A 15509-nucleotide genomic window follows, 5' to 3' on the forward strand; every position below is an offset into this window, starting at 1 on the left:
CGCGGGCGGCGCGGCGGGCGCGAGCGGCGCGGCGGGCGCCAGCCGCGCGGCGGGCGCGGGCGGCGCGGCCGGCGCCAGCGGCGTGGCGGGCGCAAGCGGCGTCGGCGAGGCGCGGGGCCAGGTCGTGTTCCTCGCGGACTCGTTCACCACGTTCACGGAGCCCGGGGTCGGGCGGGCGGCGATCGAACTGCTCGACGCCGCGGGCTACGACGTGCGGCTCGAGGGCGGCGGGTGCTGCGGGCGGGCGAGCCTCTCCAAGGGGCTGCTCGATGACGCGAAGGCCAAGGGCGAGGCGCTGACCGAGCGGCTGCAGGGCGAGTTCACGATCACGGGGGTCGAGCCGTCCTGCCTGCTGACGTTGCGCGAGGAGCACGTGCAGCTGCTCGGCGACCGCGGGGTGGCGTCGCGCGTCAAGCTCGTCGAGGAGCTGCTCGTGGCGGCGATCGACGACGGCGCCCTGCGGTTGCGGGACCTCGGTCCGCGCCGGATCCTCTTCCACGGCCACTGCCACCAGAAGGCGCTCGCGGGCACCGCGGCGACCGTCGCGCTGTTGCAGCGGATCCCCGGGGCCGAGGTCGTCGAGCTCGACGCAGGCTGCTGTGGCATGGCGGGGTCCTTCGGCTTCGAGGCCGAGCACTATGAGTTGTCGATGCGCATCGGCGGGATGCGCTTGTTCCCGGCGGTCAGGCGCGAGCCCGCGGCGACGGAGATCGCCGCCACGGGCGTCTCGTGCCGCCAGCAGATCGCGCACGGGACGGGACGCCCGGCGCGCCACCCGGTGCAACTCGTGAGAGAGGCACTGATCGAGTAGGGAGGTACTCGAATGAGCCACCACGTCACAGCGATCCTCGTGCTCGCGGCGATCTTCGCGATCGGCACGCTGCGCCCGATCAACATGGGGTTGCTCGGCATCACCGCGGCGTTCGTCGTGGGGAGCTCGGTCGGGGTGTCGGAAGATGACATCTTCGCCGGCTTCCCGGGCGACCTGTTCATCATCCTCGTCGGTGTCACCTACCTGTTCGCGATCGCGAACAACAACGGCACCGTCGACTGGCTGGTTCATGCCGCGGTGCGCGCTGTTCGTGGACGAGTAGCGCTGATCCCGTGGGTGATGTTCGCCATCACCGCGCTGTTGACCGCGGTCGGCTCGGTCGTCCCCGCCGCGGTGGCGATCGTCGCGCCGATCGCGCTCGGCTTCGCCGTCCGGTACCGCATCAGCCCGGTGATGATGGGCCTGATGGTGGTCAACGGCGCGACCGCCGGAGGCTTCTCCCCGATCAGCATCTTCGGTCGATCGTCAACGGCGTGGTGGAGCAGAACGACCTCGCGGGCAACCCGACGCTGCTGTTCCTCTCCTCGTTGATCTTCAACACCGTGCTCAGCGTGGTCGTGTTCTTCCTGTTCGGCGGCCGCGATCTGCTGCGCCGCCGCGTCGACCCCGAGCCTCAGACGACCGCGCGATTCAGACGCGAGACCACCGCCAAGGGCCAGCCGGTGATCGGCGGCGGCGCGGTCGCGATGAGCGCCGAGGCACCGCCGCTGGACCGCGACCGGATCCTCACGCTCGTCGGCATCGCCGCGCTGGTCGTGATCGCGCTCACGCTCGACTGGGACGTCGGATTCATCGCGGTGACGATCGCCGTGATCCTCTCGCTGTTGATGCCACACGCGACCAAGGGCGCGGCGGAGAAGGTCGCGTGGCCGACGGTCCTGCTGATCTGTGGCATCGTGACCTATGTCGCGCTGCTCCAGGAGATGGGCACGATCGACTGGCTCGGCAACGAGGTCGCCGGCATCGGCGCGCCGCTGCTCGCCGCGCTGGTGATCTGCTTCATCGGCGGCGCCGTCTCGGCCTTCGCGTCGACCACCGGCATCCTCGGTGCACTGATCCCACTCGCGGTCCCGTTCCTCGCGCAGGGCGAGATCGGCGCCGTCGGCATGATCATCGCGCTCTCGATCGCCTCGTCGGTCGTCGACTCGAGCCCGTTCTCCACCTCAGGCGCCCTCGTCGTGGCGAACTCGCCCGACGATCGCCGCGACCTCGTCTACAAGAAGCTCCTCCAGTGGGGCATGAGCATGATCGTCGTCGCGCCCGTCACGGCGTGGGCGATCTTCGTGCTCCCCGGTTGGCTCTGATTCGCCGGGTGAGTCGGTTTCGTCGCGCTTTCCGCGACCAAACCGACTCACCTGGCCGCGCGCGCGTCGCGCCAGCGGCCCGGCGGCTCGCCGAAGTGGCGGCGAAACGCGGCGGCGAACGCGAACGCGTTCGTGTACCCCGCCTCCGCCGCCGCCTCGGCGACGCTCGCGTCGCGGTCGGTCAGCGCCTGCGCCGCGAGCGCCATGCGCCAGCGCGTGAGATAGGCCATCGGCGCCTCCCCGACGACGTCGCTGAAGCGTTTCGCGAAGGCCGCGCGCGACACGCTGCCGAGCGAGCCGAGCTCGGCGACCGACCACGGTGCCGAGGGTCGGCGTGCATCGCGAGCACGGCCGGCGCGATCGTCGGATCGTCGAGCGCGGCGTACCACCCGGGCACGCTCGCGCCAGGCTGCGTGAAGTACGCGCGCAGCCCGAGCACGAGCAGCAGGTCGAGCGCACGGTCGAGGATCGTCTGCTCGCCCGGCCCAGGCGACGAGAGCTCGTCAGCGAGCAGCGCGGTGACGCGCTCGAGTCGCGCGTCGCGCAGGACGACGAGCGGCGGCAGGGGCGCGAGGATCGCGTCGGAGAGGAGCGCATCGAGGGTGTAGGCGCCGCACAGGAGGGCCGCCTGGGTGGGCGCGGCGTCGCGCGGAGGCAGCGCGGCGCGAGCGGCCGGCGCGGGCAGGACGTCGCGGCGCGGCGCGGCGTCGCGCGGCGGCGGCGCGGGCGCGGGCATGGCGCCGCGCGGCGGCGGCGCGGCGCGAGCGGCCGGCGCGGCAGGACGTCGCGGCGCGGCGCGGCGTCGCGCGGCGACGGCGCGGGCGCGGACGGGACCTCGCGCGGCGACGGCGGTGCGGGCGCGGACGGGACCTCGCGCGGCGACGGCGCGGGCGCGGACGGGACCTCGCGCGGCGGCGGCGGCGCGGGCGCGGACGCGGCGTCGCGCGGCGGCGAGATCGTCGTGTGGTCGAGCGGGTCGGTGGGGGCGCCCGGCGTGGGGACCGCGCGGTACGGCGTGCCCGCCGGGACGAGGACGATGTCGCCGGCCGAGGCGTGCAGTGACGTGTCGCGTTCGAACCAGACCTCACCGCGAAGGACCGTGTGGACGGCGAGGAGGCGGCGGCCGCCGAACTCGATGCCACGGTCGGGGCCGATCGTGGTGCGGGCGAAGACGGAGCCTTGAGCGCGGGCGCGGGCGAGGAGGTCGGCGAGGACGTCCATGGACGATCACAAATGCATCGCAGCGTTTGACCCATTGTACGTCTTCCTTGACGCACGCATGCTGGAGGGCATGAGCACCTATCTCGTCATCGGCGGCACCGGGAAGACCGGACGGCGCGTCGTGGATCGTCTGAACCAGCACGACGTACGGATCGCCAGTAGAGCCACCGGCTTCGACTGGGCGGATCCACGCGCGGACCTCACAGGAGTCGACGGCGTCTTCCTCACCGTCCCCGGGCAGGACCCGCGCAACCCCGAGCGGGTCGAACGCCTGCTCGACGGCTATGAGGGCCGGACCGTGCTGCTGTCAGCCCGTGCGGTCGAGTTCCACCCAGAAGGCGCACTCGCGCAGGTCGAAGAAGCGGCGCCGCGAGCGACGATCCTGCGCCCGACGTGGTTCGTCCAGAACTTCACCGAGGGTTTCCTGCAGCCCGACGCGAACAACGAGATCACCGCGCCCACCGGCGACGGCAAGGAGCCGTTCGTCGACCTGGAGGACGTCGCCGACGTCGCGGTCCACGCGCTCACCCACCCCGGCCACGAGGGCATCATCGAGCTCTCGGGCCCACACGCGATCACGTTCGCAGAGGCGGCAGAGCGCGTCGGGGGACGCTTCGTCGCGGCCCAACGAAGCTCGTACGTCGACGGTCTCGACCTCCCGCCCGAGTACGTCGCCTGGCGGATGGCGATGTTCGATGCCATCCGCGAGCACCGCGACGCGCGGGTCAGCCGAGGCGTCGAGGACGTCCTCGGCCGGCCCGCGCGACCGTTCACGCCGACGGTTTCAGGAAGCAGGCCGCCTCTGGCGTCGCAACGCGGAAGGTGAAGCTCTCCTCCAGGTACAGGTGGACGAGCTCGGCGTCGTGGTGGTCGTAGCCGATCGAGAGGTCCTGCCCGGACTCGAACAGGAAGTCGCCGCCTCGCAGCGACACCACGACGGCGCCGCGCACGCCCGGCGCCCACACGATCGGACCGCCGCCGAGGATCTTCTTGAGGTGGTCGAAGAGCGGGTAGCCGCCGTGCTCGGTGCTCTGGATCACGCCCGTGTACTGGTCGGGGCCCAAGGCCAGCGCGAACGGCCCGCCGATGCCGGCCCGCAGCAAGGTCTCGACCGCCTCGGCGGTGTGGCGCGCGTACGCGTTGAAGTCCGCCGACAGCTCGACGGCCGGATGCGTGCACGCCTCGGCGATCCCGCGCACACCCGCCTCGGTCCACCCGTGGAACACGGCGACGTTCTCGGCGTGGGCGATCCGGCGGGCGGCCTCGTCCAGCGGGCCCAGATCGATGTCCTCGGCGCCACGCTCGAGATCGTCGAGCTCGGCGCGCGACAGAGAGAACGACGCCCGCAGCTCGACCACGGACAGCACCCGCCGGCGCCGCGCGCCCACGTTCTCGAAGTCGTCCAACGCCCCCACGCGGCCGAGGTTCGTCGCGCTGTAGTCCCACCCGTGCGGGCCGCCGAAGTCGACGACCTTGCGCGCCGCCAATGCCGGCGACAGCCGCTCGCGAGCCTCCTCGTCGAGCTCGTTCCACCCCGCCTCGGTGATCGGCGCCCGCTCACGTAGAAGATGGTTCACAGTCCCGCTCCCCTCAAGCTTCCGATCCCGAGCGAACCCGGCTGTCCACCGCCGCCGGAGCCGCCGAGCCCGGCGCCCTCCTCGGCCTCCTCGCCCGCTTCCACGATCGCCTCGTCGGTGAACAGGATGCCCTCGGCGATCGACCGCCAGACGGGCGTGCGCCGCAGCAGGAACTCGAGGTCCATCGCGAAGTGCTTGAACTCCTCGGTCTGCGCGTTGCGCATCACCGCGACGGCCTCCGGGTCCTGCTCGACGGCGAGCCGCTGCTCATACCAGCCGATGGCCTCCGCCTCCTCGGTCAAGGACGCGCACAGCCGGGCAAACGTTCGTGTTCGCGCCGGAAGCTCGTCCGGCGGCTCGTGGTACTGATCGAACCCCATGCGCTGAACGTTACGCTCCGGCCATGAAGCTCGCCGTCCAGCTGTACACCCTGCGGGCCAAGCTCGCCGAGGACGTCCCGGGAACGCTGCAGGCGCTCGCCGCGGCCGGAGCCGAGGAGGTCGAGCTCGCCGGGCTCTATGAGAGATCGGCGGGGGAGCTGAGGGCGATCCTCGACGACGTCGGGCTTAGAGCGGCTTCCATGCACGCGCCGCTTCAGCGGCTGGAGACAGAGCCGGAAGCGGTGATCGACGAGGCGCAGACGCTGGGCGTGGACACGGTGATCATGCCGTGGCTTCCGGAGCCGCCCGAAAACGCTTCCGACGCCGACGAGATCGTTGCCCGGATCGTCGCGGCCGGGCAGAAGATCAAGGACGCCGGCCTGCGCTACGGCTACCACAACCACGCGTTCGAGTTCGGGCCCGCCGACCTCTGGGGGAAGCTCGTCGCGTCAGGAATCGACCTCGAGCCGGACGTCGGGTGGATCCGGATCGCCGGCCGCGACCCGATAACCGAGCTCAACGACCTCTCCGGCCGCATCCTCCTCGTCCACGCCAAGGACGTGCGCCCGGACGGCGACGGCTGGATCGACGTCGTCGCCGGCGACGGCGAGCTGGACTTCAAGGCGATCGCGGACGCCGCACGCCAAGGCGGCGCGAGCCACCTCGTGGTCGAGCTCGACACCCCCTCCGACGACCCCGTCGAAGACGCACGCCGCTCCCTCAACACCCTGCGCGAGGCGATCGCATGAACATCGGGCTCGTCGGCTGCGGCAAGATCAGCGGCATCTACCTCGACAATGCGCCGCGGCTGGACGGCGTGCGCTTCGTCGCCTGCACCGACGTCGACGCCGCAAGGGCGCAGGAGGTCGCGAGCGAACGTGGCATCAGAGCGCTCACCGCCGAGGAGCTCCTCACCGACCCCGAGGTCGAGGTCGTGCTCTGCCTCACCCCGCCCGACTACCACGCGGAGGTGATGCTGCAGGCGATCAGCGCCGGCAAGCACGTCTACACCGAGAAGCCGCTGGCGACGAGCGTCGACGACGCCCGCTGGGTCCTCAGCCAGGCCGCCGGCGCGGGCGTGCTGGTCGGCTCGGCACCGGACACCTTCCTCGGCGCCGGCATCCAGACGATCAAGAAGGCGATCGACGACGGCGTGATCGGCGAGCCGGCGGTCGCCCAGATCCGCCTGCTCGCCGGCCCGCCGGAGCGCTGGCACCCCTCCCCCGCGTTCCTCTACGCGGAGCTCTCCGGCCCGCTGATGGACCTCGGCCCGTACGCCGTCGCCACCGCGCTCGAGCTGTTCGGCCCCGTGGCCCAGGTCACCGCGCTGGCCACGATGCCACGCACCTCCGGCGTCACCCTCAGTGGCACCGAGTTCCCGATCCAGGAGCCCACCCGCGTCGCCGGCGTGCTCGCCCACGAGTCAGGTGTCATCACGACGATCACCACCACGGACGACGCCAACGGCCCGGCGCGCTACGGCGTCGAGGTCCACGGCCTCGACGGCTCGCTGCTCGGCGGCGACCCGAACACGTTCGACGGCCCGGTCATCCTCGCCCGCCGCGGCGAGCTCGACCAGACGCTGCCGCTCGTGAGCCGGTGGAACGAGAACTCGCGCGGCCTCGGCCTCGAGGACCTCTGCCGCGCGGTCCGCGACGGGACGCCTCAGCGCGCGAGCGGCGAGCGCGGCCTGCAGGTCGTCGAGACCCTCCTGGAGATGCGTGACATCGCGCTCGACCGGCTCACACCGTCAACTTGAACCTGCGCACGAGTGCGTCGAGCTCGTTGGCCGTGCCGGCCAGCGACTGGGCCGACGCGGCGATCTCCTGGGTCGACGCACTCGTCTGCTCCGTCGACGCGCTGACCTCCTCGGCTGACGCGGAGGAGTGCTCGGCGACGGTGGCGACCGCGGCGACATCGCTGCCGGCAAGCTCCGCCTCGCCCGCGATGCGCTCGATCGCGGCGGTGATCTCGGCGATCCGCGCGCCGACCTCCTCCACCGCGGTGTCGATCGCCTCGAACGACCCGCGCGCCCGCTCGACCGTCTCGACGCCCTCGTCGGTGCGGCGCGAGCCCTCCTCGACGACCGTGACGACGCCCGTCATCCCGGTCTGGATCTCGCCGATCAGCCGGGAGATCTCGGCGGCCGCACCCTGGGACTCCTCGGCCAGCTTGCGCACCTCCTCGGCCACGACGGCGAACCCCTTGCCCTGCTCGCCGGCGCGCGCCGCCTCGATCGCGGCGTTGAGCGCCAGCAGGTTGGTCTGCTCGGCGATGCCGGAGATCGTGTCGACGATGCCGCCGATCCGCTCGGAGCGGGTGGAGAGATCCTCGATCGCGGTGCCGACCCGCGCGGACGAGGAGGCGACCTCGCGCATCGCCGCCGACGCGTCGGTGGCGGCGGCGACGCCGTCGCGCGCCAACTCGCGCGCGGTCGCGGCCGCCTCGGCCGTCGCGCGCGCCGTCTCCGCACCCGCGCCGGCCGCCTCCGAAGCGCGCCCGACCGCCTGCTGCGTGGACTCGACCATCTGGACCTGACGCGTCGCGCCCTGGGCCACGTCGCTCACCGCGGAGGCGATCTCGCCCACGGCACGCCCGGCCTCCTCGGAGGTCGCCGCCATCTGCTGCGAGGCCGAGGAGATCGCCTCGGCGCCGGCCGACACGCGGCCGACCGTGGAGCGCAGGCTCGCGACCATCCGCGCGAACGCGTTGCCGAGCATGTCGCGGTCTGACTTCGGCTCGATCTCGACCGTCAGGTCGCCGTCGGCGATCCGTCCCGCGCCCGCCGCCATGACCTGCAGGTGCTCGACCATCCGGCCGAACGCTGCGGCCATCGCGCCCACCTCATCGCGCGAGCGGACGTCGAGCCGCTGGTCGAGGTCGCCGTCGGCGATCCCCTCGGCCGCGCGCAGGACCGCGCCGACGCCGCGCAGGATGCCGCGCGAGACCAGCAGCGTGACGCCGATGCCGAGCAGGAGCGCGGCGATCAGCAGCGCGATGGTCAGCGTGCGGCTCGAGTCGTTGGTGGCCTGGATCTCGGCGTTGAGCGAGCGGGCGACGTGATCGTTCGTGGCGACCAGCCCGGCGAGGCTGTCATCGACCGCCGCGTAGTGCTTCGCGGTCTGGGCGAAGTACAGCGCGCCCGCCTCATCCTTGCGGCCGGCGACCGACAACTTGAAGACCTCGACGGCGTTGACGCTGTAGTCGGCCCATGCGCGGTCGAACGCCTTCAACGCCTGCTGCTCGGCAGCCACCAACTCCGTCTTGCGGTACGCGCCCACGAGTGCCTCGACGCGATCGCGATCGCTCGCCGCCGCCTTGCGGGCGGCGGCGGTGTCACCGCCGGGGGCGAAGCTGCGCAGCGTCTGGCTGTCGATGTCGCCCAAGATCGCGCGTATCTGGCCGAGATCCCGCAGCGGCGCGACACGATCGCCGTACATCGACGCGCCCTTGGTCCCGACCGAGGAGAGGCTCGAGATCGACGCGATCCCGAGTACGGCCGTCATGGCCAAGATGATTCCGGCAAGGACCAGGAGCTTGCCGCGCAGTGAGAGACTCATGGCCACAGCGGTCGGCGGGTGTCCGTTCCCGCTGGACGAATTTCATCCGGGTGAACTTCAGGCGGCGTCCGAGAGCGCGCGGCCGTCAGGCCCCACGCGGCCCGCGAGGACGTCCTGCGCGTGCGTGATGTGCTCGCGGGTGAGGCGCTCGGCGGTCTCCTCGTCGCCGGCCTCGATCGCGTCGAGGATGCGTTCGTGCTCGAGCGCGTCCTTGGCGAACTGCTCGGGCGTCATCTGCTGCGCGTAGACGTGCAGGCCGAGGCGGCCGGCCCACAGCGTCTCGGAGAAGTCGACCAGGAAGGAGTTGCCGGAGGCGACGGCCAGCTCGAGGTGGAACGCGCGCGACGCGGCGTAGGCGGCCTTCGGGCCCTTGCGGGCGGGCGTGAGCGTCTTGCGCAGCTTCGCCAGCTCGGCGGCGTCGCGGCGCCGCGCGGCGAGCCGGGCGGCGAGGGGCTCGATGCCCAGGCGCGCCTCGTAGGCCGCCTCCATGTCGTTCTTCCCCACCGCCGCGACGCGGGCGCCGCGGTTGGCGAGCAGCTCGACCAGGCCTTCGGCGGCGAGCCGGGCGATCGCCTCGCGTACCGGCGTTCGGGAGACGCCGAGCTCGGCCGAGATGCCCTCCTGGTGCAGGCGCGACTCGGGCTCGAGGTCACCGGCGAGGATCTGCTCGCGCAGGATCGCGTAGACGCGGTCAGGGACCGAGGTGATGTCTACGCGACCCTTCGCCATGTCGCTACGAGATTACTCGCGGCCCTCCCCGATCCGGGCATACACATCGGGCTTGCTCGTCTTCAGCCGCGCGCCCACGATCAGGCCGAGGACGCCGCCCGCCAGCAGGATCAGCGGGAGGATGACCGTCATCTTGTCGGTCGGCGCGTCGGTGGCGCTCGTGATCAGCACGTTGAAGTTCAGGACGCCGAGCACGAGGATCACGACCAGCAGGATGCCCGCGATCGCGGGCGCGATCTTCGACGACCACGCGCTCAGCCCCGCCTCCGGCCGCGCGCGGAAGTAGCCGACGACCGCGAACGAGGTCGCCGCCATCAGCGCCAGCACGCCGAGCGCGCCGAGGTTGGTCAGCCAGGTGAAGAGCTTCAGCACCGGGTCCGCGCCGGCGATGGCGAACACGATCACGATCGTCAGGGCGAGCACGGTCTGCGTGATCGAGGCGACGTAGGGCGCGCCGGTGCGCGGGTTCACGCGGCCGAAGGCCTTGGGCAGCACGCCCTCGCGTCCGAGCGCGAAGGCGTAGCGCGCGACCGCGTTGTGGAAGGACAGCAGCGCGGCGAACAGGCTGGTGGCGAACAGCAGCGAGGCGGCGTCGCCCCAGAACGCGCCGAGCCGGTCCTGGCCGGTGATGAACAGCACCGTGGTCGGGTCCGGGCCGCCGTTGGTCGCGAAGCCGGCCGCGACGAGCTTGTCGGGCGAGACCATCGTGTCCGGGCCGGCGGCGACGCCGAGCAGCCAGCTCGACAGCGCGTAGAAGACCGCGATCAGGCCGACGGCGATGTAGGTGGCGCGGGCGACGGTGCGCTTGGGGTCGCGGCACTCCTCGCTGTAGATCGCCGCCGACTCGAAGCCGACGAACGACGCCACGCAGAACGTCAGAGTGGCACCGACGGCGCTGCCGAACGCGACGCTCGGGTCGAAGGCGACCGTCGTCAGGCCCTGCGGGCCGGGGTCGGCGGCGATCGCGAAGTCGAACAGGGCGACGACGATCACCTCGAGGATCAGCAGCACGGCGAGCACGCGGGCGTTGAGGTCGATCTGCAGCACGCCGAGCGCGCCGATCACGCCGCCGGCGATGACACACCACCAGTACCAGTCGAGCGTGATGCCGATCTTGTCGCTCATGAACGCGCCCATCGCGACGCCGAACAGGCCGTAGATCCCGATCTGCATCGCGTTGTAGGCGAGCAGTGCCACGAACGCGGCCCCGACGCCCTGGACCTTGCCGAGACCACGCGCGACGTAGGCGTAGAAGGCGCCGGCGTTGGCGACGTGGCGGCTCATCGCGGCGTAGCCGACGGCGAAGAGGCCGAGGATGATGCCGAGCGGGATGAACATGAACGCGACTCCGCGGTTGCCCGTGACCAGGTAGGTCGCGGCTTGCCCGCCGGCGACCGCGGTCAGCGGCGCGGATGCGGCGACGATGAAGAACACGAGGTCGGGGACGCCGAGCGCGCGCCTGTGCAGCTTGGCGGTCTCCGAGCCCGCGGGTGCGGCAGGGGGTGCCGACTGGGCGACTGACATGGACTCTCTCCTCCTGAAGGGACTAACGCACGGTGCCGTCGAGGATCTGCAGCGCCTTGAGCTCCGAGTAGAAGTCGAGCGCGTAGTTGCCGCCCTCGCGGCCGATCCCCGAGATGCCGACGCCGCCGAACGGCGCCGTCAGGTCGCGCACGAGGAACGTGTTGACCCACACGGTCCCGGCGCGCAGCTGCCGGCCGACGCGGTCCGCGCGGCCGAGCGATGACGTGTAGACGATTCCCGACAACCCGTATTCGGTCGAGTTGGCGAGTTGGACCGCTTCCTCCTCGGTCTCGAAGCCCTGGAGCGTCAGGACCGGGCCGAAGACCTCCTTCTGCACGACCTCCGAGTCGTTGGACCGCGGCTCGATGAGGGTCGGCTCGTAGTGCAGCCCGCCGGCGCGGCGGCCGCCGCGGACGATGGTGTCGCCGTTGTCTTTGGCCCGTTGCACGAAGCCCTCGACGCGGGCGAGGTGGTCGGGGTGGATCAGCGGCGAGATCGTGGTCGCGTCGTCGCGCGGGTCGCCGAGGACGTGCTCGTCGGTGTAGGCGTGAAAGCGCGCGAGGAACTCGTCTTTGATGCTGTCCTGGATCAGCAGGCGGGTGCCCGCCAGGCAGACCTGGCCGGAGTCGTCGTACTGGCCGGCGGCCTTCTTGGCCGCCGCGTCGAGGTCCGCGTCCTCGAAGACGATCAGCGGGCCCTTGCCGCCGAGCTCGGCCGTGAACGGGACGAGGTTGCCGGCGGCGGCGACACCGATGTGGCGGCCGGTCTCGGGCGAGCCGGTGAAGGACACGCGACGGAGCAGCGGGTGGGCGACGAGCGCGGCGCCGACCTCCTCGCCGATGCCCTGGATGATGTTGAAGACGCCAGGCGGGAAGCCGGCTTCGGCGATCAGGTCGGCGAGCAGGCTGCAGCTCAGCGGCGACCACTCGGCGGGCTTGAGCACCATCGTGCAGCCCGCGGCCAGCGCCGGCGCGGTCTTCCAGGTCGAGAGCATGAAGGGCGCGTTCCACGGTGTGATCACCGCGGCGGGGCCGGCGGGCATGCGCTGGACGCGGTTCCACGTGCCGTTGGAGCGCCAGTCGCGCTCCTCGTAGGCGACCGCGAGGTCGGCGTAGGCGCGGTAGTTGCGGGCGCCGCGGCCGATCACGCGGGCTCTGAGCGAGCGCAGCAGCATCGCCATGTCGAGGCACTCGACCTCGGCCAGGCGCTCGACGCCCGAGTCGATCAGGTCGGCGAGGCGGTGCAGGTAGGGCGCGCGGCCGCTTGGCCCGAGCGCGGCCCACGCGGGGAAGGCGGCGTGGGCGGCCTTGACCGCTGCGTCGGCCTCCTTGGCCCCGCCGCGCGAGACTTCCGCGATGACACTGCCGTCGATCGGCGAGATGTCCTGGAAGTGCTCCCTGGAGGCGACCCGCTCGCCGCCGATGAAGTGATCGGGCGAGACGGCGAGGGCGAGGGCGGTCATGTCAGCTCCTTCACGGTCTCGAGGTCGTCGACCGTGTAGGCGAACGTGAAGCGATAGCCGCGGCCGATCTCGACCGGCGCGAGGACGTGGTGCTCCTCCCCGCGCGCCTCGTAGATGTTCAGCGTGGCGTCGCCGCTGTAGACGGTGCTCGCGCTCCGGTCGCGCGAGACGGAGCGAACCAGTTCGTGCACCTGCGGCTCGTCGTGACGGCCGGCGGCGAGGCGCGGGAAGTGGCGGACGTTGACGATCGGCGGCGCGTTGTGGTGCGGGCCGCCGTCGGTGGCGGGGCCGTCGATCGTCAGCGTCATGTCGGCGATCGCGCGGCCTCGCGCGCTGCACGTCGCGCCGTGACGCGCGCCCGGGCGCAGGCCGGGGTCGGCCGGGCCGCCGAGGCCGTAGTTGCGGGTCATCCAGACCTCGCCCAGCTTCTTCGGGAAGCCCTGGATCCACCCGCGGGCGAGCGCGAAGTCCTGGTCGACCCAGATGAACGGGCAGGTGGTGACCTCTTCGCCCCTGCCTCGCGCAGAGCGCTCATCACCGCTTCGCTCGAGGTACGCGTTGGCGACGACGAAGAACTCCTTGTAGTGCGAGCGCACCGGGTCCAGGAGCTCGTCGCCGCCCTCGCTGCACGACTGCCAGTCGGCGAACACGGCGGCACAGCGGCCGGTGTCCTCGTGCGGCTCCAAGCCCTCGGGCAGGATGCTGCGCACGGCGTCGGGATCGGCCCAGTAGTCGACGACGAGGAAGTCGCCGATGTAGTGCCACGGCGGCGCGGGGACGAGGCTGGCGAGGCCGGTCTCGGTCCGGGGGATCGAGTAGCCCTTCACGCGATCATCTCCAGGCTCTCGCGCTCGGACGCGATCGCATCGGCGTCGAAGCGGAAGTAGGACCGCGGCGGCAGCGGGCCCCACGTGTTGGACGAGTAGCGGTTGTCGGGGTAGACGCGCGGCTCGTGCTCGGCCTCGAGCTGCTCCATGTCGCAGTAGAGCTCGACGAAGCACTCCTCCTCGACGATCCGCACGTAGGAGGCGATGTTGCCGCCGATGCCATGGCGCGTCGGGCCCCAGCCGAGCCAGCGGCCGTGGCGGGCGAGGTGGTCGAGCGAGTCGCGCATCTGGCCGATGTCGACGACGTCGAACGCGAGATGGTGGAAGTGCGAGTAGCCCTTGTCCACGAACGCCATCACGTGGTGGTCGCCGTTGACGTGGAACCAGACGCCGCCGTCGCCGAGCCAGTCGGTGACCTCCATGCCGAGCACGCGCGTGTAGAAGTCGACCTGCTCATGGATCGCGCCCGTGAGGAAGTTGACGTGGCCGAGCTTGCGCGGCGCGCCGATCACGCGATCGCCGGCTGGTCGAACGTGTGCGGTCCAGGTGGTCGGACGGTTGAATGGTTTGACCAGAACCCGATTGCCCTCGGGGTCCGTGACGCGCAGGCCTCCGGCCGCTTCCTCAAAGGGCGCGCCGACGCTCTCGAAGTGCGCGCGGGCGTCGTCGAGCGAGCAGCTCTTGCGGAGTTCGTACGCAATGTGTTCGACGCCCGGCTCGCCCTCGACCAAAGACAAACACACGTCCTCGTCGTCGCAGGCGAGCCTCCCCGGCTCGCGCTCGACGAGCCCGAACTGCAGGCCCCAGCGCTTCGCGGCCTCGCGGACATCGGGCGTGCGCAGCGCGACGTGGTCGATGCGGCGCAGCGCGATCATCGCGTCACCCGCACCGGCAGGCGCTTGATGCCGTTGAAGAAGTTCGAGCGCAGCCGCTCCGGCTCGCCGGCCGGCTCGATGCTGGAGACGCGCTTGAGCAGCTCCTCGAACGCGATCTTGATCTCCATCCGCGCGAGGTGGGCGCCCATGCAGTGGTGGATGCCACCCGGGCCGAACGCCATGTGCTTGTTGGGCGTGCGGCCGACGTCGAACGTGTCCGGGTCCTCGAAGACGGTCTCGTCCCGGTTGCCCGACACGAACCAGGTCGTGACCTTCGCGCCCGCGGGCAGCTCGACGCCCGCCAGCTCGGTCGCCTGCGTCGTCGTGCGGCGGAAATGGTGCACGGGCGTCGCCCAGCGCAGCATCTCCTCGGCCGCCGGCTTGTACAGCGCCGGGTCCTCGCGCAGCCGCTGCAGCTGGTCCGGGTGCTCGAGCAGCGCCAGCAGGCCGTGCGTGATCGTGTGGCGCGTGGTCTCGTTGCCGGCCGTGGCCAGGAGCACGAAGTAGACATCGAACTCGCGCTGCGTGAGCGGCTCGAACGCGAGCTGGGTGATGATGTCGCTGCCCGGGTTCTTGCGCCGCGCCGCCGCCATCTTGCGGCCGAACTCGAACATCTCGATCGCGGCGGGCGAGGAGAACGGCAACAGCCGGTGGCTGTCATCGGTCGGCTGTGCGTACTCCGGGTCCTGGTTGCCGAGCAGGCGGTCGCCGAGCTCGATGATGTAGCGGCGATCCTCCTGCGGGACGCCGAGGATCTCGGCGAAGACCTGCATCGGGATCTCGGACGAGATCTCGCGGACGAAGTCGAACTCCTCCTGCTCGAGCGCGAGGTCGAGCACGCGGTCGGTGACCGTGCGCACGGCCTCCTCCCACACCTGGACGGCGCGGGGGGTGAAGCGGCGCGCGATCAGCCCGCGCAGCTCGTCGTGGCGCGGCGGGTCCATGTCGATCATCGACTTGCGCGCCTCGATCTGATCGGGCTCGAGGTCCTCCAGCGACGTCCCGCCGATCTCCGAGCTGTAGATCTCGGTGTGGCGGTGCACCTCGCGGATGTCGTGGTAGCGGGTGACGGCGTAGAACCCGGTGCCGTTCGCCTCCTCGTTGAAGTGGACCGGATCCTCCTCACGGAGGGTCTTGAACCACTCGTAGGGGACGCGGTCCTTGAACGCGTCGTGATCGGCCAGGTCGATCTGCTGCAGCGTGGTCATGGCGGGGCTC

Annotated in this window: 14 protein-coding genes and 3 pseudogenes; 5 read left to right on the forward strand and 12 right to left on the reverse strand. The window is 71.5% G+C overall.

All coding sequences use genetic code 11. The features are described 5' to 3' along the window. On the forward strand, positions 1 to 811 hold an 811-nt coding region (locus tag G569_RS66665), incomplete at its 5' end, for a (Fe-S)-binding protein (RefSeq protein ID WP_211232967.1). A gap of 12 nt (positions 812 to 823) precedes the next feature. After that, positions 824 to 2136: pseudogene (locus tag G569_RS64545) on the forward strand (SLC13 family permease). Positions 2137 to 2183: 47 nt separating this feature from the next. On the opposite strand, the gene G569_RS57770 reads toward G569_RS64545, so the two are convergent. The 3 genes and pseudogenes from G569_RS57770 to G569_RS66325 form a co-directional block, all read right to left on the reverse strand. Then, positions 2184 to 2420: a helix-turn-helix domain-containing protein gene (locus G569_RS57770; RefSeq protein WP_028063562.1), complete on the reverse strand. Its 237-nt coding sequence runs from the start codon at positions 2418 to 2420 to the stop codon at positions 2184 to 2186. Then, a complete protein-coding gene (locus G569_RS66320) occupies positions 2318 to 2872 on the reverse strand; it encodes a cupin domain-containing protein (protein ID WP_084284732.1) in 555 nt (184 codons plus the stop codon). Before G569_RS66320 ends, G569_RS57770 begins: the two co-directional genes overlap by 103 nt. Positions 2873 to 3156: 284 nt before the next feature. Further along, positions 3157 to 3357, reverse strand: a pseudogene (locus G569_RS66325) (cupin domain-containing protein); the annotation flags it as partial. A gap of 70 nt (positions 3358 to 3427) precedes the next feature. Between G569_RS66325 and G569_RS47605 the strand changes: the two are divergent. After that, a complete protein-coding gene (locus G569_RS47605) occupies positions 3428 to 4183 on the forward strand; it encodes a Rossmann-fold NAD(P)-binding domain-containing protein (protein ID WP_064750332.1) in 756 nt (251 codons plus the stop codon). Here G569_RS47605 and G569_RS0111785 read toward each other — a convergent pair. Then, positions 4128 to 4934, reverse strand: coding sequence for a family 1 encapsulin nanocompartment shell protein (locus G569_RS0111785; protein ID WP_028063563.1), 807 nt, complete (start codon positions 4932 to 4934; stop codon positions 4128 to 4130). The two genes, G569_RS47605 and G569_RS0111785, sit on opposite strands and share 56 nt — an antisense overlap. Positions 4935 to 5011: 77 nt before the next feature. After that, a pseudogene (locus G569_RS47610) lies at positions 5012 to 5314 on the reverse strand (ferritin family protein); the annotation flags it as partial. A gap of 23 nt (positions 5315 to 5337) precedes the next feature. Here G569_RS47610 and G569_RS0111795 point away from each other — a divergent pair. Both G569_RS0111795 and G569_RS47615 read left to right on the forward strand, forming a co-directional pair. Continuing rightward, positions 5338 to 6063 carry a sugar phosphate isomerase/epimerase family protein gene (locus G569_RS0111795; protein WP_028063564.1) on the forward strand — a complete coding sequence of 242 codons (726 nt, stop codon included), beginning with the start codon at positions 5338 to 5340 and terminating at the stop codon, positions 6061 to 6063. Then, positions 6060 to 7073 carry a Gfo/Idh/MocA family protein gene (locus G569_RS47615; protein ID WP_037495901.1) on the forward strand — a complete coding sequence of 338 codons (1014 nt, stop codon included), beginning with the start codon at positions 6060 to 6062 and terminating at the stop codon, positions 7071 to 7073. Before G569_RS0111795 ends, G569_RS47615 begins: the two co-directional genes overlap by 4 nt. On the opposite strand, the gene G569_RS0111805 is transcribed toward G569_RS47615, so the two are convergent. Genes G569_RS0111805 through G569_RS0111835 form a run of 7 tightly spaced genes read right to left on the reverse strand, consistent with a single transcriptional unit; the run spans position 7057 to position 15499 of the window. Continuing rightward, positions 7057 to 8874 (reverse strand): methyl-accepting chemotaxis protein, encoded by a 1818-nt coding sequence (locus G569_RS0111805; protein WP_157591974.1) that lies wholly within the window; start codon positions 8872 to 8874, stop codon positions 7057 to 7059. The two genes, G569_RS47615 and G569_RS0111805, sit on opposite strands and share 17 nt — an antisense overlap. Positions 8875 to 8931: 57 nt before the next feature. Further along, positions 8932 to 9603: a GntR family transcriptional regulator gene (locus G569_RS47620; protein WP_053226213.1), complete on the reverse strand. Its 672-nt coding sequence runs from the start codon at positions 9601 to 9603 to the stop codon at positions 8932 to 8934. Positions 9604 to 9615: 12 nt separating this feature from the next. Further along, the gene (locus tag G569_RS0111815; RefSeq protein ID WP_028063566.1) at positions 9616 to 11127 is read right to left on the reverse strand and encodes an APC family permease; all 1512 of its coding nucleotides are present in this window, start codon (positions 11125 to 11127) and stop codon (positions 9616 to 9618) included. A gap of 22 nt (positions 11128 to 11149) precedes the next feature. Next, positions 11150 to 12589: an aldehyde dehydrogenase gene (locus G569_RS0111820; protein ID WP_028063567.1), complete on the reverse strand. Its 1440-nt coding sequence runs from the start codon at positions 12587 to 12589 to the stop codon at positions 11150 to 11152. Continuing rightward, positions 12586 to 13416 (reverse strand): acetoacetate decarboxylase family protein, encoded by an 831-nt coding sequence (locus G569_RS0111825; RefSeq protein ID WP_028063568.1) that lies wholly within the window; start codon positions 13414 to 13416, stop codon positions 12586 to 12588. Before G569_RS0111825 ends, G569_RS0111820 begins: the two co-directional genes overlap by 4 nt. After that, complete coding sequence (locus G569_RS0111830) at positions 13413 to 14291, reverse strand: VOC family protein (RefSeq protein ID WP_028063569.1); 879 nt, start codon at positions 14289 to 14291, stop codon at positions 13413 to 13415. The genes G569_RS0111825 and G569_RS0111830 overlap by 4 nt, the downstream gene beginning before the upstream one ends. Then, positions 14288 to 15499, reverse strand: coding sequence for a cytochrome P450 (locus G569_RS0111835; protein WP_037495905.1), 1212 nt, complete (start codon positions 15497 to 15499; stop codon positions 14288 to 14290). Before G569_RS0111835 ends, G569_RS0111830 begins: the two co-directional genes overlap by 4 nt. Between the last annotated feature and the right edge of the window lie 10 nt (positions 15500 to 15509).

The organism is Solirubrobacter soli DSM 22325, assembly GCF_000423665.1.
Lineage (GTDB): Bacteria > Actinomycetota > Thermoleophilia > Solirubrobacterales > Solirubrobacteraceae > Solirubrobacter > Solirubrobacter soli.

Excerpts from the sequence above, each read along its gene's own strand:
- G569_RS66320 (WP_084284732.1), bottom strand. The coding sequence starts at position 2,872 with ATGCCCGCGCCCGCGCCGCCGCCGCGCGACGCCGCGCCGCGCCGCGAC.
- G569_RS47605 (WP_064750332.1), top strand. The coding sequence starts at position 3,428 with ATGAGCACCTATCTCGTCATCGGCGGCACCGGGAAGACCGGACGGCGC.
- G569_RS0111795 (WP_028063564.1), top strand. The coding sequence starts at position 5,338 with ATGAAGCTCGCCGTCCAGCTGTACACCCTGCGGGCCAAGCTCGCCGAG.
- G569_RS47615 (WP_037495901.1), top strand. The coding sequence starts at position 6,060 with ATGAACATCGGGCTCGTCGGCTGCGGCAAGATCAGCGGCATCTACCTC.
- G569_RS0111805 (WP_157591974.1), bottom strand. The coding sequence starts at position 8,874 with ATGAGTCTCTCACTGCGCGGCAAGCTCCTGGTCCTTGCCGGAATCATC.
- G569_RS47620 (WP_053226213.1), bottom strand. The coding sequence starts at position 9,603 with ATGGCGAAGGGTCGCGTAGACATCACCTCGGTCCCTGACCGCGTCTAC.
- G569_RS0111815 (WP_028063566.1), bottom strand. The coding sequence starts at position 11,127 with ATGTCAGTCGCCCAGTCGGCACCCCCTGCCGCACCCGCGGGCTCGGAG.
- G569_RS0111820 (WP_028063567.1), bottom strand. The coding sequence starts at position 12,589 with ATGACCGCCCTCGCCCTCGCCGTCTCGCCCGATCACTTCATCGGCGGC.
- G569_RS0111830 (WP_028063569.1), bottom strand. The coding sequence starts at position 14,291 with ATGATCGCGCTGCGCCGCATCGACCACGTCGCGCTGCGCACGCCCGAT.
- G569_RS0111835 (WP_037495905.1), bottom strand. The coding sequence starts at position 15,499 with ATGACCACGCTGCAGCAGATCGACCTGGCCGATCACGACGCGTTCAAG.